The organism is Streptomyces sp. NPDC043680 (genome assembly GCF_056436685.1).
Genome location: NZ_JBWKCE010000016.1, coordinates 104,095 through 125,940, shown reverse-complemented (window position 1 = coordinate 125,940; position 21,846 = coordinate 104,095). Strand labels below are relative to the sequence as shown.

Sequence of the window (21,846 nt, the reverse complement as noted above, 5' to 3'; positions counted from 1 at the left end):
GCCCCGGCGGGTGGAACATTCAATACTGACGACCTGTCAGAAACCATCGGCCCGGTCACGGCGGGTACCGGGTGCGTCTCAACAGGCGTCACCGCCGTGACGGTCCTGACGGGCCCTGTCATGATGGCCGGATGCAAGCCTCAGGGAAAAACGCCGGACTGGGCCTCGCACTGGTCTCGGCGGTCGCGTTCGGCGGTTCGGGAGTGGCGGCCAAGCCGCTCATCGAAGCGGGTCTGGATCCGCTGCACATGGTGTGGCTCAGGGTGGCCGGGGCGGCGCTGGTGCTGTCCCCGCTGGCCTGGCGCCACCGCGACCTCGTCTTCCGCAAGCCCCTGCTGCTGGCCGGATTCGGCCTGGTCGCCGTCGCGGGCGTGCAGGCCTTCTACTTCGCCTCCCTGTCCCGGATCCCGGTGGGCGTGGCCCTGCTGCTGGAGTACCTCGGCCCCGCCCTCCTGCTCGGCTGGATCCGGTTCGTGCAGCGCAAGCCGGTGACGCGCGCGGCCGCAGCCGGGGCCGCCGTGGCCGTCGTGGGGCTGGCCTGCGTGGTGGAGATCTGGTCCGGCCTGAGCCTGGACCCGCTCGGGGTGCTGCTCGGCCTCGCCGCCGCCTGCTGCCAGGCCTTCTACTTCGTCTTCGCCGACCAGGGCGCCGACGGGGAGGACGTGCCCGACCCGCTCGGCGTCATCGCGTACGGCATGCTCGTCGGTGCGCTGGTGATGACGGTGATCGCCCGGCCGTGGGAGATCGACTGGCAGGTGCTGGGCGGACCGGCCCGGATGGGCGCTCTGACGGTGCCCGCGCTGCTGCTGCTCGGCTGGGTGGTGCTGGTCGCGACCGTCTTCGCGTACCTGACCGGTGTCGTCTCGGTGCGCAAGCTCTCGCCGCAGGTCGCGGGTGTGGTGGCCTGCCTCGAAGCGGTCGTGGCCACCGTGTTCGCGTGGGTGCTGCTGAACGAGCACCTTTCCACCCCGCAGATCGTCGGCGGCGCGCTGGTGCTGGGCGGCGCCTTCATCGCGCAGTCCTCGCGGCCGACTCCGCCCGGGGCCGGCGACGCCGCCGCCGCGTTGGACCGGGAGGCGACCACCGCCTAGGGTGGCGGCATGCCTTCGACTGCCGTGCTTCCGCCTCCCGCCGCCGCGTAGCGCGGGCGGCTGCCACCAAGCCAAGACCCGGCCCGGGCGGACCCCGGGCTGGTTCGCGCTGCCCGCGAAGCGATGACCTGCCTCTTTCATCCTTCACACGCATGCGCGGAGCACTTCTCGTGTCGAACCATTCGCCCGCTGCCGGGCGCAGTCTGCTGTATCTCGTCGTCGCCGGAGCCGCCTGGGGCACCGCCGGGGCGGTCGCCTCCCTCCTCTTCCTGGCCAGTGACCTCGGCCCCCTCGCCCTGTCCTTCTGGCGTTGCGCGGGCGGGCTGGTGGTGCTCCTCGGAGTGCTCGCCGTACGCCGGCCCGGCCGGGGCGGGGGGCAGGGCCGGGAGCGGGAGCGGCCCTCGGTGGGGTCGCTCATCGGGACCGGCCTCATGTTCACGCTGTTCCAGTCCGCGTACTTCGGCTCCGTGAGCGAGACCGGCCTCGCGGTCGGCACGGTCGTCACCCTCGGCGCGGGTCCCGTGCTGATCGCGCTCGGGGCGCGGTACTGGATGGGCGAGCGGCTCGGCCGGGGCGGGGTGACCGCCGTCGCCGGCGCGCTCGGCGGGCTCGCGGTCCTGGTGCTCGGCGGCGGGGGCGGTGAGGTGCGGCCGCTCGGGGTCGGCCTGGCGCTGCTGTCGGCCGCCGGGTACGCCGGGATGACCCTGCGGGCCCGCCTGCTCGGGCGGCGCGGGGCGGGCGGCGATCCGCTGGTCACCACCGCCTGGTCGGTCGGGGTCGGCGCCGTGTGCCTGCTGCCGCTCGCCGCGCTGGAGGGGCTGCTGCCGCACACCGCCGAACCGGGGCGGGTGCTGTGGCTGCTGGTGTACGTCGCCACCGTCCCGACGGCGCTGGCGTACGCGCTGTACTTCACCGGGGCCGCCGCCGTACGGGCCGCGACCGTGTCGGTGATCATGCTGATCGAGCCGGTCAGTGCGGCGGTGCTGGCCGTTCTGCTGCTGGGCGAGCGGCTGACGGGATCGGTGGTGCTGGGCACCGTGCTCCTGCTGAGCTCGGTCGGAGCGCTCATCGCGGCCGAGGCGCGCAGGCCGGCCGGGAGCGGGCCCGCGGCCGACGGGCCCGCGGTCGACGGGCCGGCGGACGGCGGGCCTGCTGCCGGCGGGCCCGAGGACAGGCCCGCCGCCGCGCCGGCTCAGAGCGCCGCGAGGTAGTCCGGCGCGGGGATCCCGGGGGCCAGGTCGTCGGCCGGGACCGGAGATCCGTGCACCGGCGCGACCGGGACCACACCCGACCAGTAGGGCAGGTCCATGTCCTCGGGCTCGTCGTTGGGGCCGCCGGTGCGGATCTTCGCGGACACCTCGGCCAGATCGAGGCGGATCACCGCGGTGGCGGCGAGTTCCTTGGCGTTGGCGGGCCGCGAGTCGGCCGAGCGGCCCGGGACCACGTGGTCGACGAGGGCGTCGAGGGCCATCCGGCGCTCGTCCTCGTCGGTCACCTGGTAGGCCGTGCCGTGCACCACGACCGAGCGGTAGTTGATGGAGTGGTGGAAGGCCGAGCGGGCCAGCACCAGGCCGTCGACATGCGTCACGGTCAGGCAGACGGGCAGCCCGGGGTCCGCCTGGCCCGCCGCGCGCAGGGGGCGCGAGCCCGTCGAGCCGTGGACGTAGAGGGTCTCGCCGACGCGGCCGTAGAGGGTCGGCAGGACCACCGGGGCGCCGTCGCGGACGAAGCCGAGGTGGCAGACGTAGGCCTGGTCGAGTATCGCGTGGACCGTCTCGCGGTCGTAGCTCGCCCGCTCGCGCGAGCGGGTCGGGACGGTCCGGTCGGTGGGCTCGTAGGCGGCGGCCGCCTCGGGGGTCCCGTGGGTCCCGTTCGTCTCGTGCGTCTCGGTCGTGGCGGTCATGGCGCGAGCTCCGTTGTACTAGTGCATAATTGGCTTTGTGCTAGGAGAGTATCGGATCGTAGGGCGTCGCGCATCGGAAATCGCGGCCAGCGTCGAAGCGGGCGTCGGATCGGGCGCGCTCGCGCCGGGGGCGCTGCTGCCTCCGATGCGCGAGCTCGCGGGCTTGCTCGGGGTGAACCCGAACACCGTGGCCGCCGCGTACCGGACGCTGCGCGAGCGCGGGGTCATCGAGACCGACGGGCGGCGCGGCAGCCGGGTCCTGGCCCGGCCCGCCACGGCCCCGCGCGATGCGCTGCGGGTGGCGGTGCCGGCGGGCGTACGGGACGTCCAGGAGGGCAATCCGGATCTCGGGCTGCTGCCGCCGCTGGACGGGGCCCTGGCCGCGGCCGCGCGGCGCGCCGCGCAGGCGCCGACCCTGTACGGGGAGGACCCGGTGGTGCCGCAGCTCGCGGAGCTGGCCCGGGCGGACCTGGACGCGGACGGGGTGCCGGCCGGGCCACTGGCGGTGACCTCCGGCGCGCTCGATGCGATCGAGCGGGTGCTGGCCGCGCATCTGCGGCCGGGGGACGCCGTGGCCGTCGAGGACCCCGGGTGGGGGAGCGCGCTGGACCTGGTGGCGGCGCTCGGCCTGCGCGTGCTGCCGGTGGCGGTCGACGACGACGGCCCGCTGGTCGGGGCGGTGGAGCGGGCGTTGGACGAGGGTGCGCGGGCGCTGGTGGTGACGGCGCGGGCGCAGAACCCGACGGGCGCGGCGGTGAGCGGGCCCCGGGCGCGGGAGCTGCGGGAGGTGCTGGCCCGCCATCCCGAGGTGCTGGTCATCGACGACGACCACGGGCACGGCATCGTCGACCTCCCCCTGCACCCGCTGGGCGGGGTGACCCGGCACTGGGTGCTGGTGCGGTCGACGGCGAAGGCGTACGGGCCGGACCTGCGCCTGGCGGTGCTGACCGGTGACTCCGTGACGCTGGACCGGGTGCGGGGCCGGCAGCGGCTGGGCCCGGGCTGGGTGAGCCGGCTGCTCCAGTACGCCGTGATCGAGCTGTGGACCTCGGGCGCCGTGGACCGGGCGGCGGTGGCGCGGTCGTACGGGGAACGGCGCGACGGGCTGGTCGCGGCGCTGCGGGAGCGGGGGGTGCGGGCGCACGGGCGCAGCGGGATGAACGTGTGGGTGCCGGTCGTGGACGAGACGGCGGTGGTGACGCGGCTGCTGGCGGCGGGCTGGGCGGTGGCTCCCGGCGGCCGGTTCCGCGTGGAGTCGGGGCCGGGGGTACGCGTGACGGTGTCGGGGATCGGGATCGGCGAGGTGGCCTCCCTCGCCGACGCCGTGGCCGCGGCGGTCCGCCCGTCCCCGGGACGCCGCTTCGAGTGAACCGGTGCCCGGCCCCGGAACCCCGGGCCCGGGGCCGGGCCCGGAGCCCCGAGCCGGAGGGGGCTCAGCCCTGTACCCGCCGGCGGAACCGGCCCGACAGCTTCGGCCGGTCCGCCCGGCGCCCCTCCGTCGACGCACTCGGCCGGGTCTGACTGAGGGCCGCGCCCGCCAGGACGATCGCCGCGCCCAGCGGGGTGTTCCAGTGGAGGTGTTCGCCGAGGAGCAGCACACCCGCCGTGGTGGCGATGACCGGGATGAAGTACGTGACCATCTGGGCCGTGGTCGGACCCACCTCCGCCACCAGTCCGTACTGCATCTGCAGGGCCAGACCCGTACCGAGGGCGCCCAGGGCCACGACCGAGAGGGTCGGCCACAGCGGGAAGGACGCGGGAGCGGTGGTGAACACCGCGCTGACGAGGAGCAGCTGGCCCGTGGAGAGCAGGAGCTGCGCGCCGGTCAGCGCCACCGGCGAGCTCGGCGTCGCGGCCAGGGTGCGGCGGACGTAGATCCAACCGACGGGGTAGCAGAGCGAGGCCAGCAGGGCGAGCGCGGTGCCCTTGGCGTCGATGCCGGAGAAGCCCTGCCAGGCGCCGAGGACGGTCAGCACCCCGAGGAAGCCCAGGCCCAGCCCGGCGAACCGGCGGCGGGTGGGGCGGTCCTCGGACAGCGCGACCAGCGACAGCGCCATGCCCCACAGCGGCGAGGTGGCGTTGCAGATGCCGGCCAGGCTGGAGGGGATGCTCAGTTCGGCGTACGAGAAGAGGGAGAACGGGGCCGTGTTCAGCAGGAGCGCCGCCACCGCGAGGTGGCCCCAGGTGCGCCGACCGCGGGGGAGCGGCTCGCGGCGCACCAGCAGAACGGTGAGCAGGGCGAGCGCCCCGAACAGGACCCGCCCCAAGGCGACCTGGAAGGGGGCGTACCCCTGCGTGCCCACCTTGATCAGAAGAAAGCTGAAGCCCCAGATCACCGAGAGGAAGGCGAACCGCAGCCGCCAGTCGAGGCGGGTCGTCCGGGAGGTGGAGGCAGTGGGCGGGAGGGCGGTGCGGGGCAGGGTGGGTGCGCTCATGGGGTGTACTCTGCTCCGCCCGACTTCGTAGGACAAGCGAGATTCCTTCGCGGTGACGGCGTAGCATCGCTTACATGTTGAACCTGGAGCGCCTGCGCACCCTCGATGCCCTCGCCCGCCACGGCTCCGTCAGCGGCGCGGCCGACGGACTGCACGTGACCACCTCCGCGGTGTCCCAGCAGATGGCCAAGCTGGAGCGCGAGGTCGGCCAGCCCCTCCTGGCCAAGAACGGGCGGGGCGTCCGGCTCACGGACGCCGGCCGGCTGCTGGCCGACCACGCGGCCCGGATCATCTCCCAGGTGGAACTCGCCCAGGCCGACGTCGAGGCCCAGCGGGGCTGCGCGGTCGGTGCGCTGCGGATCGGGGCCTTCCCCACCGCCATGCGGGGACTGCTGCCCCAGGCGCTGAACGTGCTGCGCGGTGAACACCCCGAGCTGCGCCCGCACGTGCGGGAGCAGGAGCCCGAGGAGAGCATGGCGGCGGTCGTACGCGGTGACCTCGACCTGGCGCTGGCCATCGACTGGCACAACAAGCGGATGCCGGTGCCCGCCGAGCTCACGCGCACGCACCTGCTGGACGACTCCTGCGACATCGCGGTCCCGGACGGGCACCCGCTCGCCCGCCGGGAGAAGATCTCCCTGGCCGAGTTCGCCGAGGACGAATGGATTTCCTGGAACGAGGGCCAGTTCTGCCACGAGTGGCTGGTCTTCACCCTGCGCGGCATCGGCATCGAGCCCCGCATCGCGCACATCGCGGAGGAGCACCACACGCAGCTCGCCTTCGTCGAGGCCGGGCTCGGGGTGTGCGTGACGCCGCGGCTCGGGCGCGGCCCGGTGCCGGCCGGGGTGCGGCTGCTGCCGGTGAGCGACGCCGTCCGCCGCCACGTGTACGTCGTCTGGCGGGCGGACGCCGACCGCCGGCCCTCGATCCGGGCTGCCGTCACGGCCCTCCGGCAGGTCGCCGCGCAGCTCTGATGCGGCCCGGATCTCCTACAGCTTGCGGAAGTCCCAGGAGACGACGGACTCGGGTGTCAGCCGGATCCAGGCGTGCCGCCCGTCGTGGGGCATCTCCGTGATGCCGAAGTTCTTGGCCGGAAAGAGGCGTTCCACCTCCTCCAGTTCCGCGCACGGCTCGCCCGTGCGCGGGGCCTCGCCCACGAAGACGGCGCTGCCGGACAGCTCGACCCCGCGTAGTTCGCCGTACGCCTCACCTGCGTCCACGACCACCGAGATCCGCGGGTTTTTGCGCAGATCGGACCAGCGGCGGCTGCGCGTGATCGAGTACAGCCACAGTGAGCTGCCGTCCCAGGCGAACCACAGGGCGCCCACGTGCGGACTGCCGTCCGGGGAGACCGTCGCCACCCGACAGGTGCGCTGCTCGCGCAGGAAGACGTCCACTTCCTCGCCGGTCATCATGATGCGGCGGCCCCGCCGCTGTGTGCCGTCCATCCGTTCGCACCCCTTCACATCTGACTGTGTGTCAGGAATCATGCGGCCTCTTGGGCCGTCGCACCAGGGGGAGTCATGCCGTACCTCGATCCCGCCACCACCGCGCTGCTCACCGTCGAATGCCAGAACGGTGTCGTCGGCGAGGAGAGCGCCCTGCCCGAACTCGCCAAGGAGGCGCGCGGCTCGGGCATGCTCGGACGGGTGGCCGCCCTGGTCGACGCCGCGCACCGGGCCGGTGTGCAGGTGCTGCACGCGGTCGCCGAGCGGCGGCCCGACGGCCTCGGCGCGAACGTAAACGCGCGCCTGTTCCGGGCGGCCGGGAAGCTGCCGGTGCGGCAGCTGACGGGGAGCAGGGCGGTCGAGGTGGCGGCGCCCATCGTGGTGGGCGGCCGCGACCTGGTGGTCCGCCGGCTGCACGGGCTCTCGCCGATCGCCGGCACCGAGGTCGACGCCCTGCTGCGCAACCTCGGGATCCGCACGCTCGTCGTCACCGGGGTCTCCTCGAACATCGCGATCCCCAACGCCGTCTTCGACGCCGTGAACCTCGGCTACGACGTGGTGGTCCCCTCCGACGCCGTCACCGGTGTGCCCGCCGCCTACACCGCCGAGGTGATCCGCAACTCCCTCGCGCTGGTCGCGGCCATCACCACGACCGAAGCCCTCCTTACTCAGTGGGCTTCCGCGCCCTGACCCCCGTAACCTGGGCGGATGCTGTCCGAAGTGATCGCGACCCGTTACGTCACGCCCTTGCGTGAGGGCGGCTCGCTCCCGGGAATCGTCGAGGCCGACGACCTCGGTACCTACGTCATGAAGTTCACCGGAGCCGGCCAGGGGCGCAAGACGCTCGTCGCCGAGGTCATCTGCGGCCGCCTCGCCCAGCGGCTCGGCCTGCGGGTGCCGAGGCTGGTGCAGATGCAGCTCGACCCCGTGATCGGGCTCGGTGAGCCCGACCAGGAGGTCCAGGAGCTGCTGAAGGCCAGCGGCGGGCTCAACCTCGGGATGGACTACCTGCCCGGCTCGATCGGCTTCGACCCGCTCGCGTACCAGGTGGATCCGGCCGAGGCCGGGCGCGTGGTCTGGTTCGACGCCCTGATCAACAACGTCGACCGGTCATGGCGCAACCCGAACATGCTGGTCTGGCACGGTGACCTCTGGCTCATCGACCACGGCGCCACCATGATCTGGCACCACAACTGGCCCACCGCCGAGGCCGCCGCCGCCAAGCCCTACAACGCCTCCGACCACGTGCTGGCCCCCTTCGGCCCGGACGTCGCGGCGGCCGCGCAGGAGCTCGCGCCCCTGGTCACCAGGGAACTGCTCACCGAAGTGGCCGCCGATGTACCCGACGAGTGGCTGGTGGACGAGCCGGGCTTCGACTCGACGGACGCCCTCCGCCGGGCGTACGTGGACGTGCTGCTGCCGCGCGCGGCGGCGATCCACGAGAGGATCTCGATGGAGGCCGAGGTGAAGGCCCGGTCCGGTCCGCCCGGCTGGCTGGCCGAACGCCTCGCCCCCCAGCCCCGGAAGAAGAAGAGCGACAGCGAGTGACCAAGCGGGATGTGTTCGAGTACGCGCTGGTGCGCGTGGTGCCCCGGGTGGAGCGCGGCGAGTGCTTCAACGCGGGTGTGATCGTCTACTGCCGGGCGCGTTCGTACGTGGCCGCGCGCACCCACCTCGACGAGGCGAAGCTCCTCGCGCTGGACCCGGAGGCCGATGTGACCGGCGTGAGGGCCGCGCTGCACGGGGTGGAGGGCGTGTGCACCGGCGGCGACCAGGCGGGCCAGGCGGCGGGTGACGACGCCGGGCGCCGCTTCCGCTGGCTGATCGCACCTCGCAGCACGGTGGTCCAGCCGGGTCCGGTGCACACCGGCCTGACGGCCGATCCGGAGGCCGAAGTGGAACGCCTGCTCGACCTGCTGGTGCGCTGATCCGTACGACCTGGGGGCCCTGGGGCCCGGTGCCGTTGACACCGGGTGCCAGGGCTCCTAGCGTCTCCTCAGCTGAAGCTACTAAGCGGTTGCTCACCTACCGGGCACCGCCGATCCAGGATTCCGAGGGCGAGGAGATCCACCATGTCCACCACCGAGCAGCGCGTCGCGATCGTGACCGGGGCGGCCCGGGGCATCGGCGCGGCCACCGCCGTACGCCTGGCCGCCGAGGGCCGCGCCGTGGCCGTACTCGACCTCGACGAGGCGGCCTGCAAGGACACCGTCGAGGCCATCACGGCGGCCGGCGGCACGGCCCTGGCCGTCGGCTGCGACGTATCCGACGCGGCGCAGGTGGAGGCGGCCGTCGAGCGGGTCGCGAACACCCTCGGCGCGCCGACCATCCTGGTCAACAACGCGGGCGTGCTGCGCGACAACCTGCTCTTCAAGATGAGCGAGAACGACTGGGACACCGTCATGAACGTGCACCTGCGCGGCGCGTTCCTGATGTCGAAGGCGTGTCAGAAGCACATGGTGGACGCGAAGTTCGGCCGCATCGTCAACCTCTCCAGCAGCTCGGCGCTGGGCAACCGCGGCCAGGTCAACTACTCCGCCGCCAAGGCCGGCCTCCAGGGCTTCACCAAGACCCTGGCCATCGAGCTGGGCAAGTTCGGCGTCACCGCCAACGCCGTCGCCCCGGGCTTCATCGTCACGGAGATGACGGCCCAGACGGCCGCCCGCGTCGGCATGGGCTTCGAGGAGTTCCAGGCCGCCGCGGCCACCCAGATCCCGGTGCAGCGCGTCGGCCGTCCGGACGACATCGCGAACGCGATCGCCTTCTTCACGGGCGAGGCCGCCGGCTTCGTCTCCGGCCAGGTCCTGTACGTGGCCGGCGGCCCGCTCAACTGACGAGAGGAAGGTTCCACGTCATGGCGTACGAGGGAACGGACAGCGGGAAGGTCGCGCTGATCACCGGCGCGAGCCGGGGCATCGGCTACGGCATCGCGGAGGCGCTGGTCGCCCGGGGCGACCGGGTGTGCATCACCGGGAGGAACGAGGACGCCCTCAAGGAGGCCGTCGAGGCACTCGGCGCGGACCGGGTGATCGGTGTCGCGGGCAAGGCGCACGACGAGGGCCATCAGGCCGCCGCGGTCGAGCGCACGATGGAGGCGTTCGGGCGCGTCGACTTCCTGATCAACAACGCGGGCACCAATCCGGTCTTCGGGCCGATCGCGGACCTGGACCTGGGGGTGGCGCGCAAGGTCTTCGAGACCAATGTGATCTCGGCGCTCGGCTTCGCCCAGCGGACCTGGCACGCCTGGCAGAAGGACAACGGCGGGGCGATCGTGAACATCGCCTCCATCGCCGGCGTCTCCGCCTCGCCCTTCATCGGGGCGTACGGGATGAGCAAGGCAGCGATGATCAACCTGACGCTGCAGCTCGCCCACGAGATGGCGCCCGGGGTCCGGGTCAATGCGATCGCCCCCGCGGTGGTCAAGACCAAATTTGCCCAGGCGCTCTACGAGGGCCGGGAGCAGGAGGCCTCGGCGGCCTATCCGCTCGGCCGGCTCGGGGTCCCGGAGGACATCGGCGGAGCTGCGGCTTTTCTTACATCTGCACAAGCGGAATGGATCACCGGCCAAACTCTGGTCGTTGACGGAGGAATGTTCCTCAATGCCGGAGTCCACTGACCGATAATCGGACGCATTTGCCTCCAGGAGGGAGGCAAATGCGTACCTAATGTGCACGTAATCGGTCAAGTGCCTCATGAAACCTGCCCATTGGTTTTGTGATGCACTGCGGTAGGGTCTGCCGCACCCCTGGCTGATCGAGGAGCGTGCACGTGTTCAACCGGACCAGATGCCTGCAGATCACTGCGGCCCTTGCGTCCATATCCCTGCTCGCCGGATGCGGTCTGCTTTCGGACGACAGCAGTGACGCCGCGAAGAGAATCGTCGTCGGCACGACGAGCGCACCGTCCACCCTCGATCCCGCCGCGGCCTGGGACGGCTCCTGGGAGCTGTACCGGAACGTCTACCAGACCCTGCTGGCCTTCCCCACGGGCTCCACCAAGCCCCAGCCCGACGCCGCACAGAACTGCGAGTTCACCGACTCGGCCAACGAGTCCTACCGCTGCACCCTGCGCAAGGGCCTGAAGTTCTCCAACGGCGAGGTACTCGACGCCAAGGCCGTCAAGCACTCCCTCGACCGGATCCGGACCATCGGCTCCAAGACCGGCCCCAAGGACCTCTTCGGCACCCTGGACAAGATCGAGACCCCGGACCCCCTGACGGTCGTCTTCCACCTGAAGACCCCCGACGCGACCTTCCCCTTCGTCCTCGGCTCGCCCGCCGCCTCCCTGGTCGCGCCCAAGGACTACCCCGCGGACAAGGTGCGCGAGGACGGCAAGGTCACCGGCTCGGGCCCCTTCGTGCTCGACTCGTACGACGAGGGCAAGGAGGCGGTGCTCAACAAGAACGGCACCTACAACGGCTTCGCGAACCGCCGTAACGACGGCGTGACCATCCGCTACTTCGCGGACGCCGGCAAGATGGTCGCCGCGCTGAAGGACAAGGAGATCGACGCCACCTACCGCGGTCTGTCGGCTCCCCAGATCAAGGACCTCCAGACCCCCGCCTCGCACGCGCAGGGCGTCCAGGTCGTCGAGAACACCGGCGCCGAGATCCGCTACCTCGTCTTCAACCCCAAGGACCCGGCGGTCAACAAGCTTCCGGTCCGCCAGGCCATCGCGCAGATCCTCGACCGCGGCGCGCTCGTCTCCAAGGTCTACCAGGGCACCGCCGAGCCGCTGTACTCGATGGTCCCCAAGGGCGTGGTCGGCCACAAGACGCCCTTCTACGACACCTACGGCCAGCCGGACGTCGAGAAGGCCAGGAAGATCCTCAAGAACGCCGGCATCACCCAGCAGGTGGAGCTGACCTTCTGGTACACCACCGACCGGTACGGCGCCTCCACCGCGGACGAGTTCACCGAGATCAAGCGCCAGCTGGACGAGACCAACCTCTTCAAGGTCACCCTGCGCGGCCAGCCCTGGAAGGCGTTCCAGGAGGGCTACAAGAACGGCGAGTACCCCGTCTTCGGCCGAGGCTGGTTCCCCGACTTCCCGGACCCCGACAACTTCATCGCCCCCTTCGTGGGCAAGGAGAACGCGGTCGGCACCCCGTACGAGAACGCCGAGATCCTGGGCGACCTGCTGCCCAAGTCCCGCCGGGAGAGTGACCGTGCCGCGGGCGTGCGCGAGTTCGAGCGGGCGCAGCAGATCTTCGCCGACGACGTCCGGCTGCTGCCGCTGTGGCAGGGCAAGCTGTACGTCGCCGCGCGGGAGGACATCGCGGGCGGCGAGCGGGCCCTGGACCCGCAGACCGTCTTCCAGATGTGGGAGCTGTACCGCAAGACCAGCTGGTGACCGTCCGCGCGGAGCCGGGCGGATGGGGCGCTGTCAGTGGCCCCCGGTAGGTTCTGAGCACTGCACCACGCAGTTGCGCACACTTGTACCGGAGGTTGTCGACGTGACCCAGATGCTGCCCGAGTCCTGGCTCCCCGTCCTCGGTGGGGAGCTGGACCAGCCCTACTTCAAAGAGCTCACCGAGTTCGTCGAGAAGGAGCGGGCGAACGGGCCGGTCTATCCGCCCCGCGAGCAGGTCTTCGCGGCTCTGGAGGCCACTCCCTTCGACCAGGTGAAGGTCCTGGTCCTCGGCCAGGACCCCTACCACGGCGCCGGCCAGGGGCACGGGCTGTGCTTCTCCGTGCGGCCCGGGATCAAGACCCCGCCCTCCCTGCGCAACATCTACAAGGAGATGCACGCCGAGCTGGGCACGCCGATCCCGGACAACGGTTATCTGATGCCGTGGGCCGAGCAGGGCGTCCTGCTGCTCAACGCGGTCCTCACCGTCCGCGAGGGCGAGCCCAACTCGCACAAGGGCAGGGGCTGGGAGCGGTTCACCGACGCGGTGATCCGCGCGGTCGCCGAGCGCCCCGACCCGGCCGTGTTCGTCCTGTGGGGCGCCTACGCCCAGAAGAAGCTGCCGCTGATCGACGAGGAGCGGCACGCGGTCGTCAAGGGCGCCCACCCGTCCCCACTCTCGGCGAAGAAGTTCTTCGGCTCCCGCCCCTTCACGCAGATCAACGAGGCGGTCGCCGCGCAGGGCCATGCGCCGATCGACTGGCGGATCCCGGACCTCGGCTGACGCCCCACCGCGCCTCGGCGCCATTGCCGGTGCCTCCGGCTAGCGTTTGATGATCAGACCGGAGCAGGTCTGGCAGAGCAAGCCGGAGGCCGCCGTGACCGAGCAGCAGGAGGCGTCGGAGGACGCCGTCATGACGAGGATCGGCCAGGCGGTCATCCTGCTGCACGCCGGTGACCGCGAGGAGGCCCGCAACCGCCTCGGCGAGCTCTGGAACGAGATCGGCGAGGACGGCGACATGCTCCACCGGTGCACGCTCGCGCACTACCTGGCCGACGCCCAGGACGATCCCGCCGACGAACTGGCCTGGGACCTGCGGGCCCTGGCCGCCGCCGACACACTGCGGCCCGGCCGGCGGGACGGGCGGCCCGCCCAGCAGGAGCCGCATCCGGCGGTGCGCGTCTTCTACCCGTCCCTGCACCTCAACCTGGCCGCCGACTACGCCAAACTGCGGCGCGGCGAGGCGGCGCGCGCCCATCTGGCGCGGGCCAGGGCCGCCGCCGGGGCGCTGTCCGACGACGGCTACGGCAACGGCGTGCGCGCCGCCATCGCCCGGCTGGAGCGGAGCCTGGCCGCAGAGCCGGCCGAGCCGCCCCGACGCTTCCCGGAGCAGTATCCGTAAGGGCGCCCCACGGGGCGCGTACGCCCACAGGGGCCTCAGCCGCCCGTGGACGCCGCGTGATGCCTCAGCCGCCGTGGACGCCGCAGGGTGCCTCAGTCGCCGTGGACGCCCGCGCAGATCCGGGCCTCCGGGCTGTCCGGCCGCCAGCGGCCGTGGCGGCGGCCCAGGGCGCACACGTCAGCTGGGCGGACCGGCAGCTCCCGCATCAGTTCGCGGGGCACCTCGGCTCCCGTCTCCTTCGGGTCGTGGCGCCCGCCCCTGCCCGCCGGTGCGCGTCCGGCGGGCTGGCGGGGCTCCGGGATGTCCGGCACCGGAGGCACGACCTCCGAGCGGCCGCCCTCCGCCGCCGTACCGGCCGCCCCCGCCGTGCCCTGCGCAGCGGCCGGCCGGCCGTCCGGGGCCGCGGAGGACACCGGCCGGGCGCTCTGCTCCGGTACCGCCTTGAGGGCCTCCAGTGCGGGCGCCCGGACCTCCACCGCGGCGGCCCCCGGACCGCCGCGCGGCTCGTGGCGCGGCGCGGTCCCCGCAGCGCCGGGGGCGCCCGCCGGCTGCATCGGGGCGGGGGTCACATTCACACAGCCGGAGACGGCCGACACGGCGCAGGCGACTCCGAGCAGCAGCTTCGTCGTGGTTCGGGTTGGGTGCACTCGCGCAACTCTGCTGTGCGAGGACCCCGTTGTGAAAACCGGGAGCCGATATTGACCCCGCACGGGTGACGCGGATCCGCCGGACACCCGCCCGCGCCCGCCCGCGCGCCCTGGCATCAGTCGCCGGTGGCGCCGTCGATCTGCTCGCGCAGCAGGTCCGCGTGCCCGTTGTGGCGCGCGTACTCCTCGATCATGTGCGTGTAGACCCAGCGGAGGCTGAACGCCTCGCCCCGGTGGTGGCTCTCGGGCCGTGACATCAGGTCCAGCGAACGGCCCGCGGCAGCCTGGCGCGCCAGCTCGACCTCGGTCTGCCACACCTGCTCCGCCTGGGCCCAGGTGGCCCGGTCGGTGAAGTGGAAGTCCCCGTCCGGGTCTTCCTGCGTGCAGTACAGCTCGGGCAGCTCCTCGCCCAGCATCACCTCGCGGAACCAGTAGCGTTCGACTTCCGCCATGTGCCGTACGAGGCCCAGCAGACTCAGTTCCGAGGGAGCGAGCGGGCTGCGGCGCAGCTGCTCGTCGGTGAGCCCCTCGCACTTCCAGGCGAGGGTGGCCCGGTGGTAGTCGAGCCAGCCGTCGAGCATGTCCCGCTCGTTCGCGGATGTGGACGGTTCGGTGCGGTGTGATCCCGAAGTGGTCATGGTCGACATCCTCGGCGAACCGGGCGCCCGCCACCAGGGATTAAGCTGCGGGCGTCCCGCAAGCAGCACACCTGGAGGCCCTCGGTGAAGGTCGGCGTCATCGGACTCGGCGACATCGCCCAGAAGGCGTACCTGCCCGTCCTCACCACCCGCCCCGGCGTCGAGCTGCACCTGCAGACCCGCACCCCCGCCACGCTGGAGCGGATCGGCGAGGTCCACCACATCCCGGCCGGCCGCCGACACGCCACGCTCGACGGACTCCTCGCCCAGGGCCTGGACGCGGCGTTCGTGCACGCCCCGACCACCGTGCACCCCGAGATCGTCACGCGGCTGCTGGAGGAGGGCGTGCCGACGTACGTGGACAAGCCCCTCGCCTACGAACTCGCCGACTCCCGGCGGCTGGTGGAACTGGCCGAGGCGCGCGGGGTCTCACTCGCCGTGGGCTTCAACCGCCGCCACGCGCCCGGTTACTCGCAGTGCGCCGACCACCCGCGCGAGCTGATCGTCATGCAGAAGAACCGGGTCGGCCTGCCCGAGGATCCGCGGACCTTCGTCCTCGACGACTTCATCCACGTCGTCGACACCCTGCGCTTCCTGCTGCCCGGCGAAGCCGACCGCGTCGACGTCCGGGCCCAGCTGCGCGAGGGCCTCATGTACCAGGTGGTGCTCCAGCTCTCGGGCACCGGTTTCACCGCGCTCGGCATCATGAACCGCCTGTCCGGCTCCACCGAGGAGATCCTGGAGGTCTCCGGTCAGGACACCAAGCGGCAGGTCGTCAACCTCGCCGAGGTCATCGACCACCGCGGCCAGCCGACCGTGCGCCGCCGCGGGGACTGGGTCTCCGTCGCCCGCCAGCGCGGAATCGAACAGGTGGTGCACGCCTTCCTGGAGGCCGTCGAGGCCGGGCGGACCCTCAGCGCCCGCGACGCGCTGCTCACCCACGAGCTGTGCGAGCGGGTGGTGCTGTCGGCTCTGGGGCAGGCTTCCTGAGCCCGAGCGAGCGGGCGCCCTCGGCCGTGCAGTACGCCGCCAGCAGGGCGAGCACCGCGCCCACCGGCCAGTCCCCGAAGCGCACGTAGAAGGTCGTTCCCCGGGCGAGCGGGACCTCGTACACCTGCGCCCGGCTCTCCGAGGTGGCGAGCGCCGGGCCGATCCGCTCGCCCGAGGGACCGTGCACCTCACTGATGCCGGTCAGGGTCGCGTGCACCACCGGGCGGCCGTCCTCCGCGGCACGCAGGGCGGCCAGCGAGGCGTGCTGCGCGGGGGCCCAGCTGTTCTGGAAGGTGGAGGTCGCCGACTGCGCGAGGAGCAGGGAGGCGCCCTCACGGGTGAGGTGGCGGCTCATGTCCGGAAAGGCCGACTCGAAGCAGACCAGCGGCCCCAGGCGGATGCCTGCGCCTCCGGGCAGGTCCATGAGGACCGGGCCCGCACCGCCGCGGCGGTCCTCGCCGGCGGCCCGGCCGACCGAGGTGGCCCAGCCGAGCAGCGGCCGGGCCGGTATGTACTCTCCGAAGGGGACCAGCCGCATCTTGTCGTACCGGTCGCCGGTCGGGCCGCCGGGGCCGACGAGCACCGAGCTCTTGTAGATGCCGCCGCTGCCAACCGCCGCCGCTCCTGACGGCGCGGCCGCCTCCGCCTCCGGGCCCGTGCGCGTGCCCGCGCCCGCGCCGCCCGGGCGCCGGGCGTCCACGTTGACCAGCAGCGGAGCCCCGACCTCCGTGGAGAGCGCCGCCAGCCGCCGGGCCAGGTCCGGCCGCGCCGCAAGGTCGGCGCCCACGCTGCTCTCGCCCCACACCACCAGGTCCACCGGCTGTCCGGTCAGCTCCCGCGTCAGCAGCTCGCCGGCGGCGAACCGCCGGTCCGCGCTGTCCGGCCCGTCCGCCACGAGTCCGGGCTGTACGACGGCCACACGGAGCGTCCCGGACACCTCCGGCCGGGGCACCCACAGCCACACCACCCCCGTCAGGACCGCGCACCCCGTCACCCCCGCGACGGCGGGCACCCGGGCCCCGGGCACGGCGACCAGCAGGACCAGCGCACAGTTGACCGCCACCACCACCAGGCTCACCAGCCACACCCCGCCCACCGAGGCCAGACGCAGCGCGGGCGTCACCTGCCACTGGCTGGCCCCCAGCAGCCCCCACGGCCCGCCCAGCCCCTGCCAGGAGCGCGCCTGCTCCGCCAGCAGCCAGCCCGCCGGGACGAGGACCAGCGCGGCGCCCGCCCGGCCGCCCGCGGGCGTTCCGCCGAGGAACTCCCGCACCAGCAGCGCCCAGGGGATCCACAGCAGACCCAGCAGCGCCGCCAGCGGCACCAGGAACACGTGCAGGCTGGGCAGCAGCCAGTGGTGGACGGCGAGGATGAGCCCGCAGCCGCCGAGCCAGCCCTCCAGAGCGGCCCGCCGCCCGGTGGGGGCCGACCTCAGCAGCAGCATCCAGGGCACGAGCGCGGCGTACGCGAACCACCACAGGGCGGGGGCGGGGAAGGCCAGGCAGGGCAGAGTTCCCGCGGCGACCGCCGCCGCCGCACGCCACCACGGGGTCCGCTTCGCGAGCAGCATGACGCGCCTCCGCTTCCAGTGTGGGACAGGGCCGGACCACCGGCTCGCTCAGGCGGACACGTGCCGCCACTTCTCGTGCACCGTGACCCGGCTCAGCCGCCAGCCGTCCCGGGCGGTGCGGGCGAGCGCGAAGGTGTAGCGCCCGGCCGCGACGAAGTTGGGCGCGGTGACCGACCCGTCGAACTCGGGGCCCGCGAGGCGCATGGGATTCAGGAAGTCCGCCCGGACCTCCGCGGATTCGGCGGGCCAGCCGGACCGGGCCTCCAGCCGGACCAGCCGGTTGACGATGAGGTGCTGGCGCACGGGGAACAGCGCCATGGTCTGCGCGAGCCAGTCCGCGACCTCGGCCGCCGGGCCCTCGATGCCGCCCGCCGAGCGGTAGTCGGCGCGCCCGGACGCGGTGAAGAGCGCGCGGTAGGCCGCCCAGTCACCGTCGTCCACGGCCACCGCGTACCCCGAGACCACCTCGTCGATCGCCATCCGGTCCGTGACCGTCGCGAGATCCACACGCTGCGTCATCGGGACAGTGTGGGGGCGCCGGGCCGCCAGGCCAAGGGGCGTGCGCGGCCGGATCCACCGGAGGACGTCAGTAACCGGAATGCGCCTCCCGCTGTCTGACCACGACCAGGAACGCGTCGGTGGCCAGATCCATCACCACCTCGGCCGGCACGCCCTCGCGCATCTGCTGGGCGGCGTACTCCTCGGCCGGCCAGCTTCCCCTCGGACTCCCGGCCGGGAACCGCTCCAACACCACTCGGCCCATGGGACACCCCCTGCTGCTCGCCTTCAGGTCTCTTCAGGTCTCATACAGGTCTCTTCAGCCACAACGACGCCGAGGCCGCCCGGGAACGTTCCCGAACGGCCTCCGATTCACGCGAAGCGGTGACGGCGGCGCGGCTACCCGGCCGACTCGGCGGCGTGGGGGCTGAGCACACCCATGCCGACCAGGACGAACAGCAGGATGCCGAGCAGGATCCGGTAGACCACGAAGGGCATGAAGCTCTTGCTGGAAATGAACTTCATGAACCAGGCGATCACCACGTAGCCGACCACGAAGGCGATGACCGTGGCGAAGATCGTCGGGCCCCAGGAGACGTGGCCCTCGCCCAGGTCCTTCAACTCCATGCCGCCCGAGGCCAGTACGGCCGGAATGGCGAGCAGGAAGGAGTAACGGGCCGCCGCCTCGCGGGTGAAGCCCATCAGCAGACCGCCGGAGATCGTCGCACCGGACCGGGAGACGCCCGGGACCAGCGCCATCGCCTGGCACAGACCGAAGATCAGACCGTCCTTGACGCCCAGTTCCCTGAGCGTCTTGCGCTCGCGGATGGCGCGGTGCCGGCCGCCCTCCTCGTCGCGCGCGGCCAGACGGTCGGCGATGCCGAGCACGACGCCCATCACGACGAGCATGGTGGCGGTCAGCCGCAGATCCCGGAACGGGCCCTCGATCTGGTCCTTGAGCGTGATGCCCAGCACACCGATCGGGATCGAGCCGACGATGACCAGCCAGCCCATCTTCGCGTCCTGGTCGGAACGCAGCGCCTTGGTGTAGAGGGAGCGGAACCAGGTGGAGATGATCCGCGCGATGTCCTTGCGGAAGTAGATCAGCACGGCCGCCTCGGTGCCGATCTGGGTGATCGCGGTGAAGGCCGCGCCCGGGTCCTCCCAGCCGGCGAATGCCGCGGTCAGCCGGAGGTGGGCGCTGGAGGAGATCGGGAGGAACTCCGTAAGCCCCTGGACGAGACCGAGGATTAGGGATTCGAACCAGCTCATGTCGGGGTGCGCTCGTCCTTGTGATCGTCGGGCAGTTCGCTCCGATGCTAGGGCCCGTGGGAAGCGGCGCTGACCACAGGGGGGTGCTGAGGGGTCGCCCGGCGCATGTCAGGCGCCGGTTCGAGCGCGTGTACGGGCTCCGGCGCAGGCGCCAGCCGGTGCCGTTTGCGCCATCCGACCACCGCGGCCGCCACCGCCGAGACGGCGATGAACCCGAACGACACCAAGAACGCGGGGGAGCCGGGGGAGGCGGCGCTGGAACCCGCGACGACGTACGCGGCCGTGTTCGGGACGATGCCGATCGCGGTGGCGAGCAGGAAGGGCACCCAGCGGCAGCGCGACACCGCGGCGCCGTAGTTGGCCACCGCGAAGGGCAGGCCGGGGAAGATCCGCACCGCCAGCATCGAGCGGAACCCGTGCCGGGCCAGCTGGTTGTCCGCGGCCTGCAGCCAGCGGCCCCGCATCAGGGGCCGCAGCGCGTCCCGGCCCATCAGCCGGCCCAGGCCGAAGGAGATACCGGCGCCGAGGACCGAGCCCGCCACCGCCGCGGCCAGCCCGAGCGGGGCACCGAACAGGGCCCCCGCCGCGAGGTTCAGCAGCGGGCGGGGCACCAGCGCGGCCGTGCAGAGCCCGTACGCGGCGGCGAAGAGCAAGGCCGCCGTGCCCACGGGAAGGCCCGGGGGCCGGCCCTCCGAGAGGATGCGCTGCGGCTCGTACAGCAGCACGCAGACGCCGGCCGCCGCGAGCAGCACGGCCAGCAGCGACAGCCGGGTCCACGGCGCGAGGAGGAGGGACATTTAGGGAGACTAACCGACGCAGGCGCACGCGTGCCGTGATGCCTGCCTCGCCCAGCCGCACGGCGTGCGGGCCGGCCGCCGGGTCGCCGGCGGCCGCGGGCAGCGGTCCAGGTGCCGTGGCACTGCCGAGGCGGACCCGGGCGCGGCCGGCGCCCTGAGCGCAGCGCAGCGGACGCCCCGTCCGCCGGCCGCGGCACCTCCCGCGGTGGCCGGGGGAGTCAAGAGGCCCGGCCCGGAAGGAAATCCGGTCGACGCCCGGCGGCCCGTCCGGCAGGATCGTCGGCATGTCCTGGTACGCCTTCCCCGCAGCGCCGTCCGCAGTCGCGGACGCGCCGAAGGCTGCCGTCCTGCCCTTCGAGCTCTTCGAGGCATACGCCTCCGCCGCATTCGACGGCGCACGAAGCTGACCCTTCCCGGACAGTCCGGCGGACCCCGCAGGGGGAGGGTCGGCTCGTTCCAGGGGTCCCGATCTGCTTCGAGCCACGGGAAAAGACATCATGGCCAAGACGGCCTTCGTGCGGACCAAGCCGCACCTCAACATCGGCACCATGGGTCACGTCGACCACGGCAAGACCACCCTTACCGCCGCCATCACCAAGGTCCTCGCCGAGCGCGGCGGCGCCTCCTTCGTGCCGTTCGACCGCATCGACCGGGCCCCCGAGGAGGCCCGGCGCGGCATCACCATCAACCTCACGCACGTCGAGTACGAGACCGACACCCGGCACTACGCCCACGTGGACATGCCGGGCCACGCCGACTACATCAAGAACATGGTCACGGGAGCCGCGCAGCTCGATGGGGCCATCCTCGTCGTCTCCGCGCTCGACGGGGTCATGCCGCAGACCGCCGAGCACGTGCTCCTCGCCCGGCAGGTCGGCGTCGACCACATCGTTGTGGCCCTGAACAAGGCTGACGCGGGGGACCCGGAACTGACCGACCTGGTCGAGCTGGAGGTGCGCGAGCTGCTCACCGCCCACGGCTACGGCGGTGACGCCGCGCCGGTCGTACGGGTCTCCGGGCTCGGGGCGCTGGAGGGCGACCCGCGGTGGACCGCGGCGATCGAGGCGCTGCTCGACGCGGTGGACACGTACGTCCCGATGCCGGTGCGGTACACGGACGCGCCGTTCCTGCTGCCGGTGGAGAACGTGCTCACCATCACCGGACGCGGGACCGTCGTGACCGGCGCGGTCGAGCGCGGCAGCGTCCGGCTGGGCGACCGGGTCTGCCTGCTCGGCTGCGACGAGGCCGCGGAGACCGTGGTGACCGGCCTGGAGACCTTCGGCAAGCCGATGGAGTCCGCCGAGGCCGGGGACAACGTGGCGCTGCTGCTGCGCGGGGTGCCGCGCGACGGGGTCCGCCGCGGCCACGTCGTCGCCGCGCCCGGCAGCGTCGTGCCCAGGCGGCGCTTCACGGCGCAGGTCTACGTGCTGGCCGCGCGGGAGGGCGGGCGCAGCACACCGGTCGCGTCGGGCTACCGGCCGCAGTTCTACATCCGTACCGCCGACGTGGTGGGTGACGTGGACCTGGGCGGGGCCGGGATGGCCCGGCCGGGGGAGACGGTCACCATGACCGTGGAGCTCGGCCGGGACGTCCCGCTGGAGGCGGGGCTCGGCTTCGCGATCCGCGAGGGCGGCCGGACCGTCGGCGCGGGAACGGTGACGACCGTGCTCGACTGAGCCCCCGCCGGGTCGCCGGACGCACCCCGCCGTGGGGGGGGGGGGGGGGGGGGGGGGGGCGGCGCCCCCCCCCCCCCCCCCCCAACCCCCCCCGCGCCGCGGGGGCCCCCCCACCCCAGACCCGCCGCG

Annotated in this window: 25 protein-coding genes; 15 read left to right on the top strand and 10 right to left on the bottom strand. The window is 72.9% G+C overall.

All coding sequences use genetic code 11. From position 1 onward, the window contains the following. The first annotated feature begins 131 nt into the window (after nt 1-131). Together AC0666_RS26535 and AC0666_RS26530 are read left to right on the top strand one after the other, a co-directional pair. On the top strand, nt 132-1,091 hold the full coding sequence (locus tag AC0666_RS26535) for an EamA family transporter (RefSeq protein WP_468972075.1): 960 nt from the start codon (nt 132-134) through the stop codon (nt 1,089-1,091). 152 nt (nt 1,092-1,243) lie between these two features. Next, nucleotides 1,244-2,302: a DMT family transporter gene (locus AC0666_RS26530; RefSeq protein WP_478708412.1), complete on the top strand. Its 1,059-nt coding sequence runs from the start codon at nt 1,244-1,246 to the stop codon at nt 2,300-2,302. Here AC0666_RS26530 and AC0666_RS26525 read toward each other — a convergent pair. Next, nucleotides 2,284-2,994, bottom strand: a complete 711-nt coding sequence (locus AC0666_RS26525; RefSeq protein WP_468972071.1) for a pyridoxamine 5'-phosphate oxidase family protein — start codon at nt 2,992-2,994, stop codon at nt 2,284-2,286. The two genes, AC0666_RS26530 and AC0666_RS26525, sit on opposite strands and share 19 nt — an antisense overlap. Before the next feature lie 37 nt (nt 2,995-3,031). Here AC0666_RS26525 and AC0666_RS26520 point away from each other — a divergent pair, with 37 nt between their 5' ends. Next, nucleotides 3,032-4,363 (top strand): aminotransferase class I/II-fold pyridoxal phosphate-dependent enzyme, encoded by a 1,332-nt coding sequence (locus AC0666_RS26520; protein WP_478708411.1) that lies wholly within the window; start codon nt 3,032-3,034, stop codon nt 4,361-4,363. Nucleotides 4,364-4,427: 64 nt separating this feature from the next. Here the strand turns inward: AC0666_RS26520 and AC0666_RS26515 are convergent, their stop codons facing one another. Further along, nucleotides 4,428-5,429, bottom strand: a complete 1,002-nt coding sequence (locus AC0666_RS26515) for a DMT family transporter (protein WP_468972069.1) — start codon at nt 5,427-5,429, stop codon at nt 4,428-4,430. A 74-nt stretch (nt 5,430-5,503) separates the two neighbouring features. Here AC0666_RS26515 and AC0666_RS26510 point away from each other — a divergent pair, with 74 nt between their 5' ends. Beyond that, nucleotides 5,504-6,403 (top strand): LysR family transcriptional regulator, encoded by a 900-nt coding sequence (locus AC0666_RS26510; RefSeq protein ID WP_478708410.1) that lies wholly within the window; start codon nt 5,504-5,506, stop codon nt 6,401-6,403. 15 nt (nt 6,404-6,418) lie between these two features. Here AC0666_RS26510 and AC0666_RS26505 read toward each other — a convergent pair whose 3' ends face one another. Then, on the bottom strand, nt 6,419-6,877 hold the full coding sequence (locus tag AC0666_RS26505) for a pyridoxamine 5'-phosphate oxidase family protein (protein ID WP_468972065.1): 459 nt from the start codon (nt 6,875-6,877) through the stop codon (nt 6,419-6,421). A 75-nt stretch (nt 6,878-6,952) separates the two neighbouring features. On the opposite strand from AC0666_RS26505, the gene AC0666_RS26500 reads away from it, so the two are divergent. The 8 genes from AC0666_RS26500 (at nt 6,953) to AC0666_RS26465 (ending at nt 13,629) form a co-directional block, all read left to right on the top strand. After that, on the top strand, nt 6,953-7,567 hold the full coding sequence (locus tag AC0666_RS26500) for a cysteine hydrolase family protein (protein ID WP_478708409.1): 615 nt from the start codon (nt 6,953-6,955) through the stop codon (nt 7,565-7,567). An 18-nt stretch (nt 7,568-7,585) separates the two neighbouring features. Beyond that, nucleotides 7,586-8,425, top strand: a complete 840-nt coding sequence (locus tag AC0666_RS26495; RefSeq protein WP_468586338.1) for a HipA family kinase — start codon at nt 7,586-7,588, stop codon at nt 8,423-8,425. Continuing rightward, nucleotides 8,422-8,805: a DUF3037 domain-containing protein gene (locus tag AC0666_RS26490; protein WP_361722873.1), complete on the top strand. Its 384-nt coding sequence runs from the start codon at nt 8,422-8,424 to the stop codon at nt 8,803-8,805. Before AC0666_RS26495 ends, AC0666_RS26490 begins: the two co-directional genes overlap by 4 nt. Nucleotides 8,806-8,949: 144 nt before the next feature. Then, nucleotides 8,950-9,711: a 3-oxoacyl-ACP reductase FabG gene (gene fabG / locus AC0666_RS26485; RefSeq protein ID WP_361722871.1), complete on the top strand. Its 762-nt coding sequence runs from the start codon at nt 8,950-8,952 to the stop codon at nt 9,709-9,711. Nucleotides 9,712-9,731: 20 nt separating this feature from the next. Next, a complete protein-coding gene (locus AC0666_RS26480; protein ID WP_468586334.1) occupies nt 9,732-10,493 on the top strand; it encodes an SDR family oxidoreductase in 762 nt (253 codons plus the stop codon). Nucleotides 10,494-10,645: 152 nt separating this feature from the next. Further along, nucleotides 10,646-12,229: an ABC transporter substrate-binding protein gene (locus tag AC0666_RS26475; RefSeq protein WP_468972060.1), complete on the top strand. Its 1,584-nt coding sequence runs from the start codon at nt 10,646-10,648 to the stop codon at nt 12,227-12,229. Between the two features lie 112 nt (nt 12,230-12,341). Then, the gene (locus AC0666_RS26470) at nt 12,342-13,010 is read left to right on the top strand and encodes a uracil-DNA glycosylase (RefSeq protein WP_468972110.1); all 669 of its coding nucleotides are present in this window, start codon (nt 12,342-12,344) and stop codon (nt 13,008-13,010) included. A 49-nt stretch (nt 13,011-13,059) separates the two neighbouring features. Next, nucleotides 13,060-13,629, top strand: coding sequence for a hypothetical protein (locus AC0666_RS26465; protein WP_468972058.1), 570 nt, complete (start codon nt 13,060-13,062; stop codon nt 13,627-13,629). Nucleotides 13,630-13,721: 92 nt separating this feature from the next. Here AC0666_RS26465 and AC0666_RS26460 read toward each other — a convergent pair whose 3' ends face one another. After that, nucleotides 13,722-14,276: a hypothetical protein gene (locus AC0666_RS26460; RefSeq protein ID WP_468972056.1), complete on the bottom strand. Its 555-nt coding sequence runs from the start codon at nt 14,274-14,276 to the stop codon at nt 13,722-13,724. Nucleotides 14,277-14,392: 116 nt separating this feature from the next. After that, the gene (locus AC0666_RS26455; RefSeq protein WP_468972054.1) at nt 14,393-14,914 is read right to left on the bottom strand and encodes a DinB family protein; all 522 of its coding nucleotides are present in this window, start codon (nt 14,912-14,914) and stop codon (nt 14,393-14,395) included. An 84-nt stretch (nt 14,915-14,998) separates the two neighbouring features. Here AC0666_RS26455 and AC0666_RS26450 point away from each other — a divergent pair, with 84 nt between their 5' ends. Then, complete coding sequence (locus AC0666_RS26450) at nt 14,999-15,904, top strand: Gfo/Idh/MocA family protein (RefSeq protein ID WP_468972053.1); 906 nt, start codon at nt 14,999-15,001, stop codon at nt 15,902-15,904. Here the strand turns inward: AC0666_RS26450 and lnt are convergent. The 5 genes from lnt to AC0666_RS26425 form a co-directional block, all read right to left on the bottom strand. Further along, nucleotides 15,849-17,474 (bottom strand): apolipoprotein N-acyltransferase, encoded by a 1,626-nt coding sequence (lnt, locus tag AC0666_RS26445; RefSeq protein WP_478708408.1) that lies wholly within the window; start codon nt 17,472-17,474, stop codon nt 15,849-15,851. The two genes, AC0666_RS26450 and lnt, sit on opposite strands and share 56 nt — an antisense overlap. 48 nt (nt 17,475-17,522) lie before the next feature. Next, nucleotides 17,523-17,993, bottom strand: a complete 471-nt coding sequence (locus AC0666_RS26440) for a nuclear transport factor 2 family protein (protein ID WP_478708407.1) — start codon at nt 17,991-17,993, stop codon at nt 17,523-17,525. Between the two features lie 67 nt (nt 17,994-18,060). Further along, nucleotides 18,061-18,237, bottom strand: a complete 177-nt coding sequence (locus AC0666_RS26435) for a hypothetical protein (RefSeq protein ID WP_468586318.1) — start codon at nt 18,235-18,237, stop codon at nt 18,061-18,063. Between the two features lie 134 nt (nt 18,238-18,371). Continuing rightward, entirely contained in the window at nt 18,372-19,244 is an 873-nt protein-coding gene (locus AC0666_RS26430) for an undecaprenyl-diphosphate phosphatase (RefSeq protein ID WP_361722841.1), read from the bottom strand. Between the two features lie 47 nt (nt 19,245-19,291). Then, nucleotides 19,292-20,041, bottom strand: a complete 750-nt coding sequence (locus AC0666_RS26425) for a TVP38/TMEM64 family protein (RefSeq protein ID WP_468972048.1) — start codon at nt 20,039-20,041, stop codon at nt 19,292-19,294. 284 nt (nt 20,042-20,325) lie between these two features. Here AC0666_RS26425 and AC0666_RS26420 point away from each other — a divergent pair, with 284 nt between their 5' ends. Together AC0666_RS26420 and tuf are read left to right on the top strand one after the other, a co-directional pair. Further along, the gene (locus AC0666_RS26420; protein ID WP_468972046.1) at nt 20,326-20,448 is read left to right on the top strand and encodes a hypothetical protein; all 123 of its coding nucleotides are present in this window, start codon (nt 20,326-20,328) and stop codon (nt 20,446-20,448) included. 90 nt (nt 20,449-20,538) lie between these two features. After that, nucleotides 20,539-21,717 (top strand): elongation factor Tu, encoded by a 1,179-nt coding sequence (gene tuf / locus AC0666_RS26415; RefSeq protein ID WP_468972044.1) that lies wholly within the window; start codon nt 20,539-20,541, stop codon nt 21,715-21,717. Nucleotides 21,718-21,846: the final 129 nt, after the last annotated feature.